Raw genomic sequence first — 19714 nt, 5'->3', positions numbered from 1 at the left:
GGCAACCGGGAATCCAACGAGCTGTCTCTACCCGCCGCCACTATGACAGTGACACCCGGTCAGATACAGGAATCCATAACCAAGGTCCGGGGTTATAGTTTCCGGGCTCGACGCTTGCGCGTCGCCCCGGAATGACACTGAGTTTGTGGCTACAGGCCCAGCCACCTCATCACGCCCTTCCCCGCGGCCACCCCGGTCGCAAACGAGGCCTGCAACAAATAGCCGCCGGTCGGCGCCTCCCAATCCAGCATCTCGCCGCAAGCGAACACGCCGGGCAATCGCTTGATCATGTAGTCGGCGTCGAACTCGTCGCGCGCGATGCCGCCAGCCGTCGAGATTGCACGGGCTAGCCCGGCCGTGCCGGTGAGCTTGAGCGGCAGGCCATTGATCAAGGCCGCGAGTTGCTCCGGCGACGCGGACGACAGAGCGAGTCCAGAGGTCTTCGCCACCTCTTGCACCAGGCCGATGGCGACCGGCAAGAGCTGCAGCACCTTGCGCAGGAAGTTGGAGAACGACTGCTTGCCGCGTGGTGCCTTCAGGCGTTCCACCAAGTCCTCAGCAGGAAGATCGGGCCGCAGCGCGATCAGCAATCTTGCTTCGCCTTCAGAGGCGATGGCTTCGCGCAGTTCGGCCGAGAGCGCATAGACCGCGCCGCCCTCGATTCCGTCGCGGGTGACGACCGCCTCGCCGCGCACCGTGCGCGAGCCGAGGCTCAAGGCGATGCCCTTCAGCGGCCGGCCCTCGAAGCGGTCGCGGAAGATATCCGACCAGCCGACGGTGAAGCCGCAATTGGCCGGGCGCAACGGCGTGATGGCGACGCCCTTTGCCGCGAGGATCGACACCCAGCCGCCATCCGAGCCGAGCCGTGGCCAGCTCGCACCGCCGAGCGCGAGCACCGTGGCCTCGGCCGCAATCGCGCGCGTCCCGGCCGGCGTTTGGAACGTGAGCCGTCCCTCGCCGTCCCAGCCGGTCCAACGGTTCCGCAATTCAAAGCGCACGCCCTGCGCGGCGAGCCGGCGCAGCCAGGCGCGCAGCAGCGGCGAGGCTTTGAAACTCTGCGGAAACACCCGACCCGAGGAGCCGACGAAGGTCGGCTCGCCCAGCGTCTCGCACCAGTGACGCAGCCGCTCCGGCGGAAAGGCGCGGATCGCCGCTTCGAGAAACGGCGCCGCCTCGCGGTAACGCGACAAGAATGTCGTCAGCTCTTCGCTATGCGTGAGATTGAGCCCGCCGCGGCCGGCCATCAGGAATTTGCGCGCGACTGACGGCATGGCGTCGTAGACGGTGACGGCGGCACCGCTCTCGGCCAGCACCTCGGCGGCCATCAGCCCGGCCGGGCCGGCCCCGATGATGGCGATGTGTTTTGTCAGCGAGGACATCGCGCGAGCAGCGATCCGACGAAGCCGTATCCGCAAAAGAGATCGTCATTCCGGGGCAGCCGCAGGGCTGAGCCCGGAATCCATACGCCCGATCGTCGTTATGGATTCCAGGCTCGCGTCTTCGACGCGCCCCGGAATGACAGCTCAACTTAGAGCTTGATCCCAGCCCTTGCCGCGGCCTGCGCCACATATTTCTGCGTCTGCTCGAATGCGCCCTGCAGCGCCCTCGCCTTCGACATGTCGCTGATTTCGGCAAAATGCGCCGCGATCGCGTCCGGCGTCCATTCCGACTGCGGCAAGTTGATGCCCTCAGTTTCGAGGATCCTGATGACCGCGAAAGAGCCGGCGCCCGCCCCCATGATGGTCCTGGTCGGTGCGTCCTCGCTGAGGAGATATTCTACCGCCGGCGTGATCGACTCCGGCTTCATCAGCGCCAGCGCCTGCGGCGGCAGCAGCTCTTCGGTCATGCGCGTCGCCGCGGTCGGCGAGATCGTGTTGACGCGAATGTTGTTCTTGCGGCCCTCTTCCGCCAGCACGTTCATCAGCCCGACCATGCCGGCCTTGGCGGCCCCGTAATTGGCCTGGCCGAAATTGCCGAACAGACCGGACGACGATGTCGTCAGCACGATGCGGCCGTAGTTGCGGTCGCGCATGCCGGCCCAGACCGCCTTACAGCAGTAGAACGAGCCGACCAGATGCACATCGAGCACCTTGGCAAAATCGGCAACCTCCATCTTGCCGAACGACTTGTCGCGCAGGATGCCGGCATTGGCGCACAACAGGTCGACGCTGCCCCACTCCTTGGTGGCGCGCTCGACCATCGCGGTGACCTGCTCGAAATTGGAGACGTCGGCACCGTCGGCCATCGCGGTGCCGCCGGCTTTGCGGATCTCCTCGACCACGGTCTCCGCCGGGCTCAGCGAGCCACCGGTCCCGTCGCGCGCGCCGCCGAAATCGTTGACCACGACCTTGGCGCCGCGGCTGGCGAGCCCCAGCGCATGGGCGCGGCCGAGACCATTGCCGGCGCCGGTGACGATGGCGACGCGTCCGTCGAATCTGATTGCCATGTTCGCTTCCTACATCTTGTTGTCAGGTCACGCCTGGGTAAAAGCGCGAAGCGCGTCTTCGTGCGAAATGCCCCGGGCGTCCATCAGAAAACTGATCAGTCTTTCATCAGTGATGAATTGCCAGGTCAAGCGTTTAGCAGACGCGCTTCGCGCTTTAGCCCGGCAATCGCAGAGGGGTTTAGGTCAGATAGATCAGGCCGATCCAGTCGGCGACCAACGCCGGTTTGTCCTCGCCCTCGATCTCGACCGACACATTGGTCAGGGACTGCAACTCCTTCGGCCGACGCAGCTCGGCCTTCGCCAGCGTGAAGCGACCCCGCACGCGCTTGCCCGACTTGACCGGCGAGATGAAGCGCAGCTTGTCGAAGCCGTAATTGACGCCCATCGCCGTGCCCTCGACCGCCGGCATCACCTCGTAGGACATCACGCTGAGCAGCGACATGGTGAGAAAGCCGTGTGCGATGGTGGTGCCGAACGGCGTCGCCTTGGCCTTCTCGGGATCGACATGGATAAACTGATGGTCCTCGCACACGTCGGCATAAGCGTCGATGCGCTTCTGATCGATCAGGTGCCAGGACGACACGCCGATCTCCCGCCCGACCAGGGCTTGATACGATTCGAGAGAAATCGGCGGCTTCTTCCAGATTTGATTCATTCTTCTTCCTACCCCTCATGCCCGGCCGGCCGCGCACGCTGCAGTTCCGGGAAATCCTCTTCGCGAAATTCGACGCCGCGCAGATGGTCGGTGCGGTCGTCATCATGCTCAAGCCGGCGCAGTTGCACGCGGCGAATCTTGCCGGAGATCGTCTTCGGCAACTCGGTGACGAGCTCGAGCCGGCGAATGCGCTTGAACGGCGCCAGCCGCGCCTGCAGATGCTCGAAGATCGACAGTGCCGTGGCACGCGAGCGCTCGGCGCCGGCGACCAGGAGTACATAGGCTTTCGGAATCGCCAGCCGGATCGGATCCGGGCTCGGCACGACGGCCGCTTCGGCCACGGCGTCGTGCTCCAGCAGCACGCTCTCGAGTTCAAAGGGAGAGATGCGGTAGTCCGACGATTTGAACACGTCGTCGGAGCGGCCGACGAAGGTCAGATAGCCGTCGTCGTCCTGAAACACGACGTCACGGGTCCGATACCGAACTCCATCGGTGCCGGAGAGCTTGCCGTCCTCGGTTTGATAGCCCTGCATCAATCCGGCGGGCCGATCGGCACCAAGGGCCAGCGTGATCTCGCCCTCCTTCGCAAGATTGCCGTCGATGTCGGTGACCTCGACACGATAGCCCGGCAGTGGCCGGCCCATCGAGCCGATCTTCACCGGCTGTCCCGGCGAATTGCCCACGATAGCAGCGGTCTCGGTCTGGCCGTAGCCATCGCGGATGGTGAGGCCCCAGGCCGCGCGCACCTGGTCGATGACTTCCGGATTGAGCGGCTCGCCGGCGCCGCAGGCCTCGCGCAACGAGACCTTGAAGTCGGACAGATGCTCCTGGATGAACAGACGCCACACCGTCGGCGGCGCGCACAAGGTCGTCACGCCACAGCGGCCGACGGTAGCGAGCAAGGCCTTGGCGTCGAAGCGCGGCTGGTTGACCACGAAGATGGTGGCGCCGGCATTCCAGGGCGCGAAGAAGCAGCTCCAGGCATGCTTGGCCCAGCCCGGCGAGGAGATGTTCAAGTGGATGTCGCCCGGCTGCAGGCCGAGCCAATACATCGTCGAGAGATGCCCGACCGGATAGCTGCGATGGCTGTGGCGCACCAGCTTCGGTTTCGCGGTCGTGCCGGAGGTGAAATAGAGCAGCATCGGGTCGTCGGGCTGCGTCGGAGCATCGGGCGCGAAATCCTCTGCAGCATCGGCCGCCTGCGTGAATGGCAGCCAGCCCTCGGGCGCGACGCCGTCGCCGACCACGATGCGGACGAGATCGTCGGCGCCAAGCGCCGCAAATTTCGCAACCTGGTCCTGTGCCGCGACCGCCGCCTTGGCGCGGCCGCGCTCGAGCCGGTCGCGCAGTTCATCGGTGGTCAACAGCGTGGTGGCGGGGATCACGACGACACCAAGCTTCATCGCGGCCAGCATGGTCTCCCACAGCGGCACGACATTGCCGAGCAGGAGCAGCAGGTGATCGCCGCGCTTCAAGCCTTGCGCGCGTAGGAAGTTGGCGACCTGATTGGAGCGGCGCGACAGAGCGGCAAAGGAGAGCTTCGTCTGGCGGTCGTGCGCGGCGTCCACGATCCACAGCGCCGTGCGATCGCGGCTTTCGGGATCATGCGCAAGCTCCGCATCGAACCAATCCAGCGCCCAGTTGAACGGCACCGGATCCGGCCAGCGGAATCCCTTCACCGCCCCCTCGTAGTCGGTGCGATGCTGCAGCAGAAATGCGCGCGCTTCCTTGAAGGTCGTCATGGTTCGGCCAATTTGCGAACGTGCTGGATGACGCCCGAAAAGTCGACGCCACCATTCCCGGCGGCATCGAAGGCCTTGTAGATCTCCTGGGCGTGCTGCCCGAGCGGCGTCGCCGCGCCGGCCGCCTTCGCCGCATCCTGCGACAGCGTCAGATCCTTCAGCATCAACGCGGTGGCGAAACCCGGCTTGTAGTCGTTATTCGCGGGCGAGGCCGGCACCGGCCCCGGCACCGGGCAATAGCTGGTCAGCGACCAGCACTGCCCCGAAGAGGTCGAGGCGACGTCGAACAGTGCCTGATGCGACAGCCCGAGCTTTTCGCCGAGCGCAAAGGCCTCGCTCACGGCGATCATGGAAATGCCGAGGATCATGTTGTTGCAGATCTTGGCCGCCTGCCCCGCGCCAGCGCCGCCGCAATGGACGATCTTCTTGCCCATCTTTTCGAGGATCGGCTTGGCCTTGGCGAAGGCACCCTCCTCGCCGCCGCACATGAAAGTCAGCGTCCCGGCCTTGGCGCCACCGGTGCCCCCGGACACCGGCGCATCGACCGAGGCGATGCCGTGCTTGGCCGCGAGCGCATGCGCAGCGCGCGCGCTTTCGACGTCGATGGTGGAGGAATCGATGATCAGCGCGCCGTTCGACATCGCCGGCACCACATCGTTCCACACGGCCAGAACGTGCTTGCCCGCCGGCAGCATCGTCACCACGACCTCGGCGCCCTTCACCGCAGCTGTCGCGCTCTCGGCAATCTCGGCGCCGTCGCGCTTTGCCTGCGCCCGCGAGGCTTCAGCCAGATCAAACGCGAGCACCTTGTGGCCGGCCTTGACCAGATTGGCTGCCATCGGACCGCCCATATTGCCGAGGCCGATGAATGCGATCGTCGTCATTGTTGTTTCCTCCCCTCGGATATCAGTCTTATTTGCCTTGCGGGAATATCAGCTCGTCGGCGCCGATCTCGGCCAGATACGGCGCCAGCATCTCCGGCGTCACCTGACTGATGTCGGGCGGCGACCAGCGCGGATTACGGTCCTTGTCGATGATCGCCGCGCGGACGCCCTCGCGGAAGTCATCGCTGCGGAAGACTTCGAGCGCGGCGCGATATTCCCGCACCAGACAGTCCTGCAGCGAGCCTGCTTTGCGCGCCAGCCGCAGGAGCTTCAAGGTCACCACCATGCCACGCGGGGACTTCTCGCGCAGCGTCTTCAATGTCGCCAGCGCGAGCTCCGACCCGTCCTGCTCCAGCGCGACGACGATGTCATGCATGCTGTCGTACGCAAACCAGCGGTCGATCCGGTCCTGCAGCGCCGCGACCGGCCCCGATGCCTCGCCTGTGGCGACCCCGTCGATCAGCCGTTCGATGTCGCTGGACTGGGTACCGGGCTTTATCTTGGTCAGCACCTCGCGCAGCGCCGGCCATTTTTCCGACGGCACCACCGCGTCGGCAAAGCGGGCATGAATGGCATCCGGTCCGTTCATGGTCTGACCGGTCAGGGCGAAATAGGTGCCGAGCTCGCCGGGCGCGCGCGACAACAGCCAGGTGCCGCCGACGTCGGGGAAGAAGCCCAGGCCCACCTCCGGCATCGCGAGCTTGGTCTTCTCGGTCACGATGCGGTGCCGGCCATGGGCCGACAGTCCAACGCCGCCGCCCATCACCAGCCCATCCATGTAGGCGACATAGGGCTTCGGAAACGCGGCAATGCGCGCGTTCATGACGTATTCCTGGCGCCAGAACCGCTTGCCGAGATCGCCGCCGGCCCTGGAGCTTTCATAGAGCCCGCGGATGTCGCCACCGGCGCAGAGCCCGCGCTCACCGGCGCCTTCGAGGATCACCACCGCGACGTCCGGATCTGCCTCGAAGCGGTCGAGCGCGGCATCGATGCCGAGCGACATCTCCAATGTCATCGCGTTGATCGCCTTGGGCCGGTTGAGCCGGATGATACCGGCCGAGCCCTCGCGGCGCACAATCAGATCGCCTTCCGCCGCCTCGCTCACCGCGCACCCTCGATCAGCTTGCGCGACACGATCAGGCGCATGATCTCGTTGGTCCCTTCCAATATCTGATGCACCCGCAGGTCGCGAACGATCTTCTCGATGCCGAATTCGCTCAAATAGCCGTAGCCGCCATGTAGTTGCAGCGCCTGGTTGGCGACCTCGAAGCCGACGTCGGTGCCGAAGCGCTTGGCCATTGCGCACAGCATGGTGGCGTCATGATCCTTTCGGTCGAGCGCTGCCGCCGCGCGCCAGACGAAGGTCCGCGCGGCCTCGAGCTCGATGGCCATGTCGGCGATGCGGAACTGCAAGGCCTGGAATTCGTCGAGCCGCTTGCCGAACGCCTTGCGTTCTCTCGTATAAGCCAGCGTCTTGTCGAGCGCGCTCTGCGCCCCGCCGAGCGAACAGGCCGCAATATTCAGGCGGCCGCCGTCGAGGCCGGCCATCGCGATCTTGAAGCCGATGCCCTCTTCACCCAGCCGGTTCGCCACCGGCACGCGCGCATTCTCGAACATCACCGCGCGGGTCGGCTGCGCATTCCAGCCCATCTTGCGCTCGTTGGCGCCGAACGAAACGCCTGGCGTCTTCGCATCGATGACCAGCGTCGAAATGCCGCCCGGCCCATCGCCGCCGGTCCGCACCATCGCGACCAGGATGTCGGTTGCCCCTGCCCCGGAGATGAACTGCTTCTGGCCGTTGAGCACATAGTCCTCGCCGTCGCGGACCGCGCGCGTGCGCAAAGCCGCAGCGTCCGAGCCGGCGCCCGGCTCGGTCAGGCAGTAGCTGGCGATCAGCTCCATGGTGCAGAGCTTCGGCAGATAACGCTGCCGCTGCGCCTCGGTGCCGAACGTGTCGATCATCCACGAGGCCATGTTGTGGATCGAGATGAATGCCGACACGGTCGGGCAGCCCGTGGCGAGCGCCTCGAAGATCAGTGCCGCGTCCAGCCGGCCGAGGCCCGAGCCGCCCACATCGTCGCGGATGTAGATGCCGCCCATGCCGAGGCTGGCGGCCTCTCGCATCACATCGACCGGGAAATGCTTCTCTTCATCCCAGCGCAAGGCATGCGGCGCGATCTTCTCTGCGGCAAAGGAGCGCGCCATATCGCGCAGTGCGATTTGATCCTCGTCGAGAGCGAAATGCATTCGTTCTCCGCGTTTCCCTGCTTTGTTGCTTGCCTCAGTCTATGACGCGCACACCGTCATTGCGAGGAGCGAAGCGACGAAACAATCCAGGCTGTCTCTGCGGAAACCTCTGGATTGCTTCGCTTCGCTCGCAATGACGGACAGAGCATCTTGACGAAAATGGGAGCCCTCACGGGCTCCCATCGTCGTCAACGCATCGTCGGGATCGAGAACTCCGCGCCCTCCTTGACGCCGGACGGCCAGCGCGAGGTCACGGTCTTGGTCTTGGTGTAGAAGCGGATCGAATCCGGCCCATGCTGGTTGAGGTCACCGAAGCCGGACCGCTTCCAGCCACCGAAGGTGTAGTAGGCGATCGGCACCGGGATCGGCACGTTGATGCCGACCATACCGACATTCACCTTGGCGGCGAAATCGCGCGCGGCGTCGCCGTCGCGCGTGAAGATCGCAACGCCGTTGCCGTAATCGTGCTCGGAGGGCAGCGCCAGCGCCTCGGCATAATCCTTGGCACGCACCACCGACAGCACGGGGCCGAAGATCTCTTCCTTGTAGATGCGCATGTCCTTGGTGACGTTGTCGAACAGACAGCCACCCATGTAGAAGCCGTTCTCATAGCCCTGCATCTTGAAGCCGCGGCCGTCGACCGCCAAGGTCGCGCCTTCCTTGATGCCGATCTCGACATAGTTCTTGACGCGCTCGACGGCCTCCCGCGTCACCAGCGGTCCGAAATCCGCGGACGGATCAACCGAGGTACCGATCTTCAATGCTTCGACCCGCGGGATCAGCTTTTCCATCAGCCGGTCGGCGGTGGTCTTGCCGACGGGCACCGCCACCGAAACGGCCATGCAGCGCTCGCCGGCCGAGCCGTAGCCGGCGCCGATCAGCGCATCCACCGCCTGGTCCATGTCGGCGTCGGGCATCACGATGGCGTGGTTCTTGGCGCCGCCGAAGCACTGGCAGCGCTTGCCGTGCGCCGCGGCGCGCTCATAGATGTATTGCGCGATCGGCGAGGAGCCAACGAAGCCGATCGCCATGATATCCGGGTCTTCCAGGATGGCGTCGACCGCCTCCTTGTCGCCGTTGACGACGTTGAGGATTCCCGGCGGCAGGCCGGCCTCGATCATCAATTCCGCGAGCTTCATCGGCACGCCCGGATCGCGCTCCGACGGCTTCAGGATGAAGGCATTGCCGCAGGCGATCGCGGGCGCGAACTTCCACAGCGGAATCATCGCCGGGAAATTGAACGGCGTGATCCCGGCAACGACGCCGAGCGGCTGGCGCATCGAATAGATGTCGATGCCAGGACCGGCACCCTCGGTATATTCACCCTTCATCAGGTGCGGAATGCCGCAAGCGAATTCCACCACCTCGAGGCCGCGCTGGATGTCGCCCTTGGCGTCCGGAATCGTCTTGCCGTGCTCGCGCGCCAAGAGTTCGGCGAGCTTGTCGTAGTCGCGCTGGGCAAGCTCCAGGAACTTCATCATCACGCGGGCGCGGCGCTGCGGGTTGGTGGCGGCCCAGGCCGGCTGCGCGGCCTTGGCGTTTTCCACTGCCGCACGCAACTCGGCGCGAGAGGCCAGCGCCACCTTGGCCTGCACGTCGCCGGTCATGGGCTCGAAGACATCGGCCGTCCGACCAGACGTGCCCTTGACCTCGCGGCCGCCAATGAAATGACCGATCGAACGCATGCGTTTCCTCCGAAAATGAGCAGTGCCAGTTGGCCGGCATCTTGCAGTCTTTGAGGCGTTTGGGAAGGGCCTAAGCGCTGGACGGAGCTGCGAAAATGCCGCCCCTTGGCTGGGGGCCGAGAAAGTTCGCCCGCTGAGCTGCCATGTCGGCCGACTTCAGCGCTTCCGCGCGGTCGTCGCCTTTCCAGTCGTGCGCTTCTTGGCAGGCGCCGCCTTGGCGGTATCGCCGCCAGCTGTCGCGTTGGCCAGCGCCGCCTCGCGCCCGGCAGCCAGGACTTCGTCGGAGAATTCGCTATTGCCGGCGATGCGCGCCATCACCAAGGCCCCGATCAACGTCGCCAGCATCGCAGAGGCCCGCTTGCGCGCGGCCTTGCGCGAGACGCCCGGCACCTGGTCGGCAAACAGCTCGACCATCTGCTCGAGCTTGGCCGCAAATGCCTTGCGTGCCTTGGGGCCCTCACGGGCGATCTCCGCACCGAGTGCCGGCACTGCACAACCGTGGCTCGCGTCATCGCGGTGCTGCGCATTCAGATAGCCATCCACGATCGCCGCGACCCGCTTCTCCGGCGCGAGATCAGCCAGCATCTTGTGCCATCCCTCCATCGAGCGGTCCATGGCATAGGTAAAGGCTTCGACGACCAGCGCCTCGCGCGAGGTGAAATGCGCATAGAACCCGCCATGGGTCAGCCCGGCCTCCTTCATCAGGTCGGCGACGCCGACGCCGTGTGCTCCCTTCTCGCGCAGCCGCATCGACGCCTTGCGTACGATACGGGCGTGAGTCTCAGCCTTGTGTTCCGGAGAATACCGCATGGTCGTCCTAAGGAATGTTCCAGATCATATAATAACAGCCGCGAGGCTGAAGCGCTGCAGCTATTTCTTTGGCCGACGTTGATCTGGATCAAGATCATTGACATTTGTGCGATCAGGTGCGGAATTTCTGTCGCGTTGATGACCATAGGATTACGGGAACGACGATGGACATGTTCAATTCCCACTGTGGCGTGAACCGCGATGACCGCGGCGTCGTTCGGCTCACGATCTGCAACGCCGGCGCCCTGAACATCCTGAACTCTGCCGTGATCGAAGGCGTACGCGCGGGAATCGAGACGCTCGCGGCCGATTCAGGCATCCGCGTGCTCGTTCTTTGCGGCGCAAGCGAAAGAAGCCTGATCGGCGGTGCCGACATCCGGGAAATGGCTGGCCTCGATCAGACATCCGCGGAAACATTCATCGCGCGCCTTGCCGGTCTGTGCGAGGCCGTCCGCGCATTTCCTGCTCCCGTCATCGCGCGGATACCCGGCTGGTGCCTCGGCGGTGGGCTGGAGGTCGCGGCCGCCTGCGATCTTCGCATCGCCGCGGATACAGCGAAGTTCGGCATGCCAGAGGTGCGCGTCGGCATTCCCTCGGTGATTCATGCGGCGCTGCTGCCGCGGCTGATCGGCTGGGGCCGCGCGCGCCGGCTGTTGTTGACCGCCGAACTGATCGATGCGCCGACCGCACTCGCCTGGGGCCTGGTCGACGCCGTCGCGCCGGAAGAAGGTCTCGACGCCGAGGTCGAGCGTACGGTGCAGTCCCTGCTCGCCTGCGGAACAGAGGCGCTGCGCGCACAGAAGGCCTTGCTGCGACAATGGGAGGAACTGCCCCTGAAAGAGTCGATCGAGGTTTCGATCGGCGCTTTCGGGCGATCGTTCCTGACCGACGAGCCAAAGCGGCTGATGCGCGCGTTCATCGAGAGGAAGCGATAGGCCGGCCCCGCTGGCCCGGATCTGCTCGAAATCACCTTCCCCTTATGGACGCGCTGGGCAGACCGGCCGCGCCTCACGTCAAGTTGAGCCTCTCCGTCGCATTGCCTTTTTGGCGGCGCATTATATTATGATCATAATTTAATCGATCCAGGAGCTTCGCCATGGCCGCCTCGTCCGATCCCATCGTCATCGTCTCAGCCGCACGCACGCCGCTCGGCCGCTTCATGGGCGAATTGTCGCCGTTCAGCGCCAACAAACTCGGCGCGCATGTGATCAAGGCGGCCTTGGAGCGCGCGACGCTCGCACCGGAAAAGGTCGACGAGGTTTTCATGGGCAATGTGCTGCCGGCCGGCCAAGGCCAGGCGCCGGCCCGGCAGGCCGCGCGCGGCGCAGGTCTCCCGGATGCCACCGGAGCGACGACCGTCAACAAGGTCTGCGGCTCCGGCATGAAGGCGACCATGCTCGCGCACGACATCATCCATGCGGGATCGGCCGAAATCGTCGTCTCCGGCGGCATGGAGAGCATGACCAACGCGCCCTATTTGCTGGCGAAGGCCCGCGGCGGCTACCGCGCGGGCCATGATCGCATCCTCGACCATATGATGCTGGACGGGCTGGAAGACGCCTACGAGACCGGCCGTTCGATGGGCGATTTCGGCGAGGCCACCGCGGAGGCCTATCAGTTCACTCGCGCCGACCAGGACGCTTACGCGATCGAGACGCTGACTCGCGCCCGCCGCGCGGTGGAGGGCGGCGCGTTCAAAGCTGAGATCGCGCCGATCAGGGTGGTCGAGAAGTCAGGCCCGCGCGACATCGCCGACGACGAACACCCGCTCAAGGTCGATCCGGCCAAGATTCCGGCGCTCAAGCCGGCATTCCGCTCCAGCGGCACCATCACGCCAGCCGCCTCCTCTGCCAATGCCGACGGCGCGGCCGCGCTGGTGCTGGCGAAGCGCTCGCGGGCCGACCGCGACGGCCTGCCGGTACTTGCCGAGATCAAAGGGCACGCGACCCACAGCCAGGAGCCGCAATGGTTCACCACCGCGCCGATCCCGGCCATCCGCAAGCTGCTCGACAAGGTCGGCTGGAGTGTCGCCGATATCGACCTGTTCGAAATCAACGAGGCCTTTGCCGTGGTCGCGATGGCGGCGCAGCGTGATCTCGGCATTCCGCGCGAACGGCTGAACGTCAATGGCGGCGCCTGCGCGCTCGGCCACCCCATCGGGGCCACGGGCGCGCGGCTGATCGTCACCCTGCTGCATGCGCTGGAGGCCCGCAACCTGAAGCGCGGGGTTGCTGCGCTCTGCATCGGCGGCGGCGAAGCCACCGCGATCGCAGTCGAGCGCATCGCGCGTTAGCGGCGATGTCCAAAAACGAGGGAAGTTCGCCATTTATGTCGGACAGACATCCCGCCAAGATAGCGCGCAACCTGTCACACCGACCTTCCGAGGCGATATGATTTCGAACTGGCTCGCGGCCGCGCTGTCCCGCCGCAACATCCATTACGGCTGGGTGATGGTCGCCGTCACCTTCTTCACCTCATTGGTCTCGGCCGGCACAGTGGGCGCGCCGGGCGTCTTCATCGTGCCGCTGCAGCACGAGTTCGGCTGGAGCACGGCGGAGATCTCCTCGGCACTGTCGATCCGCTTCATCCTGTTCGGGTTGATGGCGCCGTTCGCGGCCGCGCTGCTCAATCGTTATGGGCTGCGCAGAATCACCGTGCTGGCGCAATTGATCGTGGTCTCGGCCCTGCTCGCTTCGCTCGCGATGACGAAAGTCTGGCACCTCGTGGTATTGTGGGGCGTCGTGATCGGGATCGGCACCGGCATGACGGCGCTGGTGCTCGGGGCCACCATCGCCGCTCGCTGGTTCGTCGCACGCCGTGGTCTTGTTGTCGGCATCCTCACCGCAAGTGTCGCGACCGGCCAGCTTGCGTTTCTGCCGCTGCTCGCAAGCCTCACCGATCATCTCGGCTGGCGGATCGCGCTGGGGCTCGTCTGCATGATGCTCGCGGTGTCGGCGACAGCCGTAACGCTCCTGATGCGAGACCGGCCGAGCGATGTCGGCCTGCGGCCGTTCGGAGACAAGGGCACCGACCCCGTCGTCGCCCCAGCGCCGGTCACGGCGCCGATCCTCGGGGCCGCGCTCGGCACGCTGCGCGACGTCTCGCGCTCGACGGTATTCTGGATCCTGTTTGCGACGTTTTTCGTCTGCGGTGCCTCGACCAATGGGCTGGTGCAGGTGCATCTGATCCCGATGTGTCTCGACTTCGGCATTCCGCAGGTCCAGGCCGCCAGCCTCCTGGCCGCCATGGGCATCTTCGACTTCTTCGGCACGATCATGTCGGGCTGGCTGTCGGACCGCTACGACAATCGCTGGCTGCTGTTCTGGTATTACGGGCTGCGCGGGCTGTCGCTGGTGTTCCTGCCCTTCAGCGACTTCTCGTTCTACGGGCTGTCGCTGTTCGCCATGTTCTACGGGCTCGACTGGATCGCGACCGTGCCGCCGACGGTCCGCCTGACGGCACAACGGTTCGGAGCCGAACGGGCGAACCTGGTGTTCGGCTGGGTCTTTGCCGGCCATCAGCTCGGCGCCGGCGCGGCCGCGTTTGGTGCGGGCCTGTCGCGCACACTGCTGGCGAGCTACCTGCCCGCCTTCTTCATCGCCGGCGCTCTCTGTATCGTCGCTGCGCTGCTGGCGCTTGCGATCGCGCGACAGGTCAAGCCGGCAGTCGCCTGAGCGAAGCCAATCGCGAGTGGCGGATCCGGTCCGCCATTCGCTATGTCCTCCTATTCGCCGCTACGGCCGCGTCGACATCGCGGCCGGTGGACCTGGCGTTCGCAGCGGCTCGGCCAGGCGCGCGAACTCGCAGAGCAGCGCGCGGGTCTTGCGCGGATCGATGATCTCCTCGACCCAGAACTTCTCGGCCGAACGGAACGGCGAGCGCAGCTTGTTCAGCCGTTCCTCGATCTCCTTCAGCTTCGCGGCAGGATCGGGCGCAGCGTCGATCTCGGCGCGATAGGCCGCCTCGATACCGCCCTCCAGCGGCAGCGAGCCCCAATAGGCCGACGGCCACGCATAACGGATCGAGAAGCGATCGGCCGGCTGGTGCACGACGCCCGCCACACCGAAGGCGTTGCGCATGATCACGGTGCACCAGGGGACCGTCGACTGGTTCACCGCCGCCATCGCGCGCACGCCGTGGCGGATGGTCGCCGCTTTCTCCGCCTCCAGCCCGATCATGAAGCCCGGGCAGTCCATCAGATAAACGATCGGCAGATGGAAGGTCTCGGCGAAGTCGACCCAGCGGATCACCTTCTGGCAGGCATCCGCCGTCCACGAGCCGCCATAGTGGAACGGGTCGCTCGCGAGCACCATCACCGCGCGCCCCTCAAGGCGCGCGAGGCCGATGATGATCGGCTTGCCGAAATTCTGCGCCACCTCGAAAAACGAGCCGTTATCGACCACCGCCTCGATGATCGGCCGCATCTTGTAGACTTGACGACGGTTGCGCGGCACCGCGTTGAGCAGCGCCTCATCGGCGCGCTGCGGATCGTCATGGCACGGTATGGTCGGCGGCAGCTCATAGACAGACTGCGGCAGATAGGACAGGAAGCGCCGCGCGCAGGCGAACACCTCCTGCTCGGTGTCGACGGCGTGATCGACGGCGCCGGCCCGGGTCTGGATGTCGGCGCCGCCGAGCTCCTGCTTGCCGAGATCCTGCCCCAGGCGCTTCACTACCGGCGGTCCGGCGACGAACATGGCCGACGACCTGGTCATGATCGAATAGTGGCTCGCGGCCAACCGCGCCGCGCCCAATCCCGCCACCGAGCCGAGCCCGAGCGCCACCACCGGCACACGCGACAGGTTCTCCGTCGTGAGCCGATACCAGCGATTGCCGCCAATGCCGCCCGGCAGATTCGCCGCGCCCTTGGTTTCGATCGTCCTCACCGAACCGCCGCCGCCCGAGCCCTCGATGATGCGGATGATCGGCAGGCGGAAATCATGCGCCATCTCTTCCGCCATCAGGGGCTTGGCGGCAATCGACGCATCCGCGGAGCCGCCGCGGACGGTAAAATCGTCGCCGACCACGACCACAGTGCGGCCGTCGATACGGGCGCGACCGAACACGCAGTTCGCGGGCGTCACATGTTTCAGCTCGCCCTGCTCATCATATTCGCCGAGACCGGCGATCGCGCCGATCTCGTGAAAACTTCCGGAGTCGATCAGCCCGTCGATCCGCTCGCGAACCGTGAGCCGGCCCTGGTCGCGCTGCCGCTTGACCTTGTCAGCCCCGCCCATCTCCCGCGCGAAGGCTTCGCGCCGGGCCAGTTCCTCGAGCTCGGGCCGCCAATTCATCCGCATCCTCCGTCCTGGTGATCTTATTGTTCTTGTGGCTGCGCTTTGCGGTCACCGGAAGCGGCTTTCTCTCCATGTGATTGTTGAACACGTCCCTTTCCGCGCCCTGCAGCAAAGCGCCGATGGTCCGGCCGAGTTCGAGCATCGGCGGCGCGACCTCATCGTGGAGCCGCTTCTCGTCGTACATCGCGGCCAACAGCCCGATCGTCAGCACGACGTAGGTCTGGTATTGCGGCGACCACAGCGGCAGCGCCAGCCCGTTGATATGCGGGCTCCACAGGCCGCAGGCCACGACATAGCCGTGCTCCTTCAGAAACTGCCGGTTATGCTCCAGCCGCGGCCGCAACAGCCTCGCCGCCTCCGGCATCTCCCGCTCCATTTCGGCCAGCAGCGCATTGCCCATTTCGGGCTCGAGAACCGCCATATAGGCGTGGCCGGCGGCCGTGCTCGCCATCGAGATCCGGCTGCCGGTCGTCTCCTGCAGGCCGACCGAATTCTCGGCGCGGCCGAACTCCAGATAGACCAGATGGAAGCGGTCGGGGATCACGAAGCCGATCGTGCCGGGCAATTGCTCGGCGACATCCTGGAGCCGTTGCCGGATCAAATGCCGCAGCTGCAAGCCACGTGTCAGAGACGTGCTCATCGCGACCGCACTCGGACCGATGCGGTATTTCTGATCGCGCGGCAGATAGACCAGCTGCCCCATTCGCGTCAGCGTGTGGGTCAGGCGCGAGACGGTCGAACGCGGCAGGCCACAGCGGTTGGAAATTTCCAGGTTCCCGAGCCGCGACTCGTGCCCTTCGAAACAGCGGAGCACATCGAAGGCCCGCGATACCACCTGAATGACCTCTCCCTCGCCGGCGATATCACCGGGGAGCATCCCCACCCTGCTCAGTCGCTCCGACCGTCGTCCCATGCGCTTCCCGTTCAATTCCGTATTGCGAAATAATATTCCGCTTGCAGAACAAGCTACCTCAGGCACTTTGCAGCTACAACAAGAAGCCGCACGCAAAACACGCGCGTTCCAGCGTGTTGGCACAAGACGTTCATGGGGAGGAGAGCGGGATGCCCGAGATCAAGATCATCACTGATGTCGCGGGGCGCGTGTGCGCGCTGGCCGCAGAAATTGGTAGTAGAATTAGTAGCGGCGACGAGATCGTCTTGGTCGAAGCGATGAAGATGGAGATCCCGGTGCCCTCGCCGACCGCGGGCACGGTGCATTCGCTGCTGGTCAAGGTCGATGATGTGGTGGCCGAGGGGCAAGTCATCGCGATCATCACGACATGACATCCGCCTGATCGGGGCCGAGGCGCAAGATTTGACCTCGCCTGCGGAAAGAGTGGGCTGGCTCGTGGTGCGGAGCTGCGACATAAACCGCCAAGATGATTCCCGGCGAGCTCGACGATGATGCCCCCACGCCCCAGACCGCCTCGCAATCCCCAGCACTGGGCCACCGCTTCGATCCCGCCGTTGCAGCGGTTTCTCTCGGCGTGCCATGCGGATTTCTGGCCCGATCATGACGGTGCGGTCGCCGACTATATCCCCGAGCTCGGCAAGGCCGATCCCTCGCATTTCGGCATCAGCCTCGCCACGCTCGACGGCCATGTCTATGAGGTCGGCGACAGCCGCGTCCCCTTCACGATCCAGTCGATGTCGAAGCCGTTCGTGTTTGCGCTCGCACTCGATACGCTCGGTGCCGACAAGATCGAACGCGTGATCGGCGTCGAGCCGTCCGGCGATCCCTTCAATTCGATTCGCCTCAACGCCGACAATCATCCCTTCAACCCGATGGTCAATGCCGGCGCGATCGCCTGCAGCGGGCTGATCCGCGAAGCCAGGGGTGACGGGGCATTCGAGGCGATCCGCGAGGCGCTCGGCCGCTTCGCCGGCCGGTCGCTCGATGTCGACGACGCCGTATTTGCCTCCGAAAGTGCGACGGGCGACCGCAACCGCGCCATCGCCTACCTGCTGCGCACCTCCAATGTCCTCCGTGAAGACGTCGCCGACGTGCTCGCGGTCTACTTCCGGCAATGCGCGGTGCTGGTCACCGCGCGCGACTGCGCGATCATGGCGGCGACGCTCGCCAATCGCGGCGTCAACCCGGTCACCGGCGAACAGGTGGTGAGCGCATATGCGGTATCGCGCACACTCTCGGTGATGACCTCGTCCGGCATGTATGACTTTGCCGGCGAATGGATCTATCGCGTCGGCATTCCCGCCAAGAGCGGCGTCGGTGGCGGCATTCTTGCGAGCCTGCCGGCACGGCTCGGGCTCGGCAGCTACTCGCCGCGGCTGGATCGGCACGGCAACAGCGTGCGCGGCATCAAGGTCTGCGAGGCGCTGTCGTCGCATTACGGACTGCACATGCTGAGCCGCAGCGACGATGCGCGAACCTCGATCATCGCCGACTACGACATCGCCGCCAACCCGTCGCGGCGCAGCCGCCGCGTGCAGGAGCGCAATATCCTCGCGCAGCATCCCGATGCCGTGCGCGTGCTCGAACTGGTGGGGACGCTGTCGTTCTCCAATGTCGATTATGTCTCGCGCCGGCTCGCCACCAATCGCCGGCCGCAATTCGTCATCTTCGACCTGCGCCGCGTGACCGCGATGACGCCCGCAGGCCTGCGCCTGCTCGCCGAGCTGTTCCATGAGCTCGCCGATTTCCATGTCACCGTCGTTCTCTCCGGCATCCGCCGCAGCTCGGCGGAATGGCAGGACATCGTCGAGCGCACTGGCGACATCAACAATGTGCGCGATTTCTTCCTTTTGGATACCGCGATCGAATGGGCCGAGGACCAGATCGTGTATCGCTATGGCGGCGCCATCGATTTCCTGGAAATTACCGAACTGTCCGAGCAGCCGCTGCTCGCCGGGCTCACGGAGGCAGAGCTTCACGAGCTTGCCGGGCTCGCGATCGTCAGGCCCTATAAGCAGGGCGAGCGCATCATCACGGCCGGCGAGCCCGCAACGAGTCTGTTCTTCCTGCGCTCCGGCGCCGTTCACGTCACCCTGCCCGACGGCATCAGGCTCGCAACCTTGACCGCAGGCCAGGCCTTCGGTGAGCTCGCGGTGTTGGAGCCGCAGCGCTCGGCCGACGTCTTCGCCGACCTGTCCGCCACGGCGTTCGAGATCGGACTTGCCGATTTCAATCGTTTTCGCGAGGCGCATCCCAAAGCCGGACTTGCAATCATGCGCAACCTTGCACAGCTGCTCGCCAGCCGCCTGGTCGCGGCCAACACGCGGCTGAACCTGCTGACGCCGAGCTAAGCCAGCGGCTTCCGCCATTCCATCACGACGAACCACGGCACGCGCCGAAAGCGCTCCTGGTGGATGGGCTCGCCCGACACGGGCGCAGGCTCGTCAAAGAAGGCCAGATCGAGCCCGCTGTCGATGAAGGCGCTCATGTAAGCGGCGAGCGGCCGGTGCCAATTCTGGATCCGGATGCCGGACCATTCGAGCCAGAATGGAAATTCCTCGAGATAGCGGTCCACGGGGAAATGCAAATGGCGGCCGGCCTCGTCCTTGATCCAGCCTTGCGCCGCTCCGGCCGAGGTGAAGCCGGTCAGGTTGGCGATCAGCACCGCGCCGCCGGGCCGCACGACCCGCGCCATTTCGCGGATCGCCGCACGGAAGTCGGGGATATCGATCAGCGTGATGTAGCTGATGACGAGATCGAAGCTCGCCGAAGCGAATTCCATCTCTTCCGCCCGGCCCGCCCGATAATCCCCGGAGGGATCGCGCTCCCGCGCGACCTTCAGCAGATGCGCGGTCGGATCGATCCCGGTCGGCGCTATGCCCATCGATTTCAACAGGCGGCAGAAGCGTCCCTCGCCGCAGCCGACGTCGAGCGCGTTACGGAATTGCCCAGCCTCGATTCGTGCCCGCATCATGGGATCAAGCACGTGCTCCCTAGCCCAATCGCCCCGTTCTCCAACGGAATCGATCCACGCC

Annotated in this window: 17 protein-coding genes; 5 read left to right on the top strand and 12 right to left on the bottom strand. The window is 65.3% G+C overall.

Annotated features, from left to right (window positions below; translation table 11 throughout):
* Nucleotides 1-149: 149 nt before the first annotated feature.
* The 9 genes from QXZ85_RS28420 to QXZ85_RS28380 form a co-directional block, all read right to left on the bottom strand.
* Nucleotides 150-1379: a TIGR03862 family flavoprotein gene (locus tag QXZ85_RS28420; protein WP_316175219.1), complete on the bottom strand. Its 1230-nt coding sequence runs from the start codon at nucleotides 1377-1379 to the stop codon at nucleotides 150-152.
* A gap of 149 nt (nucleotides 1380-1528) precedes the next feature.
* Nucleotides 1529-2446: an SDR family NAD(P)-dependent oxidoreductase gene (locus QXZ85_RS28415; protein ID WP_316168249.1), complete on the bottom strand. Its 918-nt coding sequence runs from the start codon at nucleotides 2444-2446 to the stop codon at nucleotides 1529-1531.
* A 178-nt stretch (nucleotides 2447-2624) separates the two neighbouring features.
* Complete coding sequence (locus QXZ85_RS28410; protein ID WP_315705298.1) at nucleotides 2625-3101, bottom strand: MaoC family dehydratase; 477 nt, start codon at nucleotides 3099-3101, stop codon at nucleotides 2625-2627.
* A gap of 8 nt (nucleotides 3102-3109) precedes the next feature.
* Nucleotides 3110-4843 (bottom strand): AMP-binding protein, encoded by a 1734-nt coding sequence (locus tag QXZ85_RS28405; RefSeq protein WP_316175221.1) that lies wholly within the window; start codon nucleotides 4841-4843, stop codon nucleotides 3110-3112.
* Nucleotides 4840-5727, bottom strand: a complete 888-nt coding sequence (mmsB, locus tag QXZ85_RS28400; RefSeq protein WP_315705296.1) for a 3-hydroxyisobutyrate dehydrogenase — start codon at nucleotides 5725-5727, stop codon at nucleotides 4840-4842. Before mmsB ends, QXZ85_RS28405 begins: the two co-directional genes overlap by 4 nt.
* A 28-nt stretch (nucleotides 5728-5755) precedes the next feature.
* Nucleotides 5756-6832: an enoyl-CoA hydratase/isomerase family protein gene (locus tag QXZ85_RS28395; protein WP_315705295.1), complete on the bottom strand. Its 1077-nt coding sequence runs from the start codon at nucleotides 6830-6832 to the stop codon at nucleotides 5756-5758.
* Complete coding sequence (locus QXZ85_RS28390) at nucleotides 6829-7974, bottom strand: isobutyryl-CoA dehydrogenase (RefSeq protein WP_316175223.1); 1146 nt, start codon at nucleotides 7972-7974, stop codon at nucleotides 6829-6831. Before QXZ85_RS28390 ends, QXZ85_RS28395 begins: the two co-directional genes overlap by 4 nt.
* Before the next feature lie 188 nt (nucleotides 7975-8162).
* Nucleotides 8163-9659 (bottom strand): CoA-acylating methylmalonate-semialdehyde dehydrogenase, encoded by a 1497-nt coding sequence (locus QXZ85_RS28385; protein WP_315705293.1) that lies wholly within the window; start codon nucleotides 9657-9659, stop codon nucleotides 8163-8165.
* A 156-nt stretch (nucleotides 9660-9815) separates the two neighbouring features.
* The gene (locus QXZ85_RS28380) at nucleotides 9816-10469 is read right to left on the bottom strand and encodes a TetR/AcrR family transcriptional regulator (RefSeq protein WP_315705292.1); all 654 of its coding nucleotides are present in this window, start codon (nucleotides 10467-10469) and stop codon (nucleotides 9816-9818) included.
* 164 nt (nucleotides 10470-10633) lie between these two features.
* Between QXZ85_RS28380 and QXZ85_RS28375 the strand changes: the two genes are divergently transcribed.
* The 3 genes from QXZ85_RS28375 (at nucleotide 10634) to QXZ85_RS28365 (ending at nucleotide 14143) form a co-directional block, all read left to right on the top strand.
* Nucleotides 10634-11404 carry an enoyl-CoA hydratase gene (locus QXZ85_RS28375; protein WP_315705291.1) on the top strand — a complete coding sequence of 257 codons (771 nt, stop codon included), beginning with the start codon at nucleotides 10634-10636 and terminating at the stop codon, nucleotides 11402-11404.
* Between the two features lie 161 nt (nucleotides 11405-11565).
* Nucleotides 11566-12762: an acetyl-CoA C-acyltransferase gene (locus QXZ85_RS28370; RefSeq protein WP_315768094.1), complete on the top strand. Its 1197-nt coding sequence runs from the start codon at nucleotides 11566-11568 to the stop codon at nucleotides 12760-12762.
* 97 nt (nucleotides 12763-12859) lie between these two features.
* The gene (locus QXZ85_RS28365) at nucleotides 12860-14143 is read left to right on the top strand and encodes an MFS transporter (protein WP_315745385.1); all 1284 of its coding nucleotides are present in this window, start codon (nucleotides 12860-12862) and stop codon (nucleotides 14141-14143) included.
* A 60-nt stretch (nucleotides 14144-14203) separates the two neighbouring features.
* Here the strand turns inward: QXZ85_RS28365 and QXZ85_RS28360 are convergent, their stop codons facing one another.
* Both QXZ85_RS28360 and QXZ85_RS28355 read right to left on the bottom strand, forming a co-directional pair.
* Nucleotides 14204-15763, bottom strand: coding sequence for an acyl-CoA carboxylase subunit beta (locus QXZ85_RS28360; protein ID WP_315768095.1), 1560 nt, complete (start codon nucleotides 15761-15763; stop codon nucleotides 14204-14206).
* Nucleotides 15693-16679: an IclR family transcriptional regulator gene (locus QXZ85_RS28355; protein WP_315729706.1), complete on the bottom strand. Its 987-nt coding sequence runs from the start codon at nucleotides 16677-16679 to the stop codon at nucleotides 15693-15695. The genes QXZ85_RS28360 and QXZ85_RS28355 overlap by 71 nt, the downstream gene beginning before the upstream one ends.
* 149 nt (nucleotides 16680-16828) lie before the next feature.
* Here QXZ85_RS28355 and QXZ85_RS28350 point away from each other — a divergent pair, with 149 nt between their 5' ends.
* Nucleotides 16829-17050 (top strand): acetyl-CoA carboxylase biotin carboxyl carrier protein subunit, encoded by a 222-nt coding sequence (locus QXZ85_RS28350; protein ID WP_315705286.1) that lies wholly within the window; start codon nucleotides 16829-16831, stop codon nucleotides 17048-17050.
* Nucleotides 17051-17167: 117 nt separating this feature from the next.
* A complete protein-coding gene (gene glsA, locus QXZ85_RS28345; protein ID WP_315705285.1) occupies nucleotides 17168-19030 on the top strand; it encodes a glutaminase A in 1863 nt (620 codons plus the stop codon).
* Here the strand turns inward: glsA and QXZ85_RS28340 are convergent.
* Nucleotides 19027-19653 carry a class I SAM-dependent methyltransferase gene (locus tag QXZ85_RS28340; protein ID WP_315729707.1) on the bottom strand — a complete coding sequence of 209 codons (627 nt, stop codon included), beginning with the start codon at nucleotides 19651-19653 and terminating at the stop codon, nucleotides 19027-19029. The genes glsA and QXZ85_RS28340 overlap by 4 nt on opposite strands.
* Nucleotides 19654-19714: the final 61 nt, after the last annotated feature.

Origin of the sequence: Bradyrhizobium sp. SZCCHNGR1005 (assembly GCF_032489995.1) — a bacterium.
Taxonomy (GTDB): Bacteria; Pseudomonadota; Alphaproteobacteria; order Rhizobiales; family Xanthobacteraceae; genus Bradyrhizobium.
The sequence above is the reverse complement of the archived record's forward strand: the minus strand, read 5'-3'. Positions and strand labels throughout refer to the sequence as shown.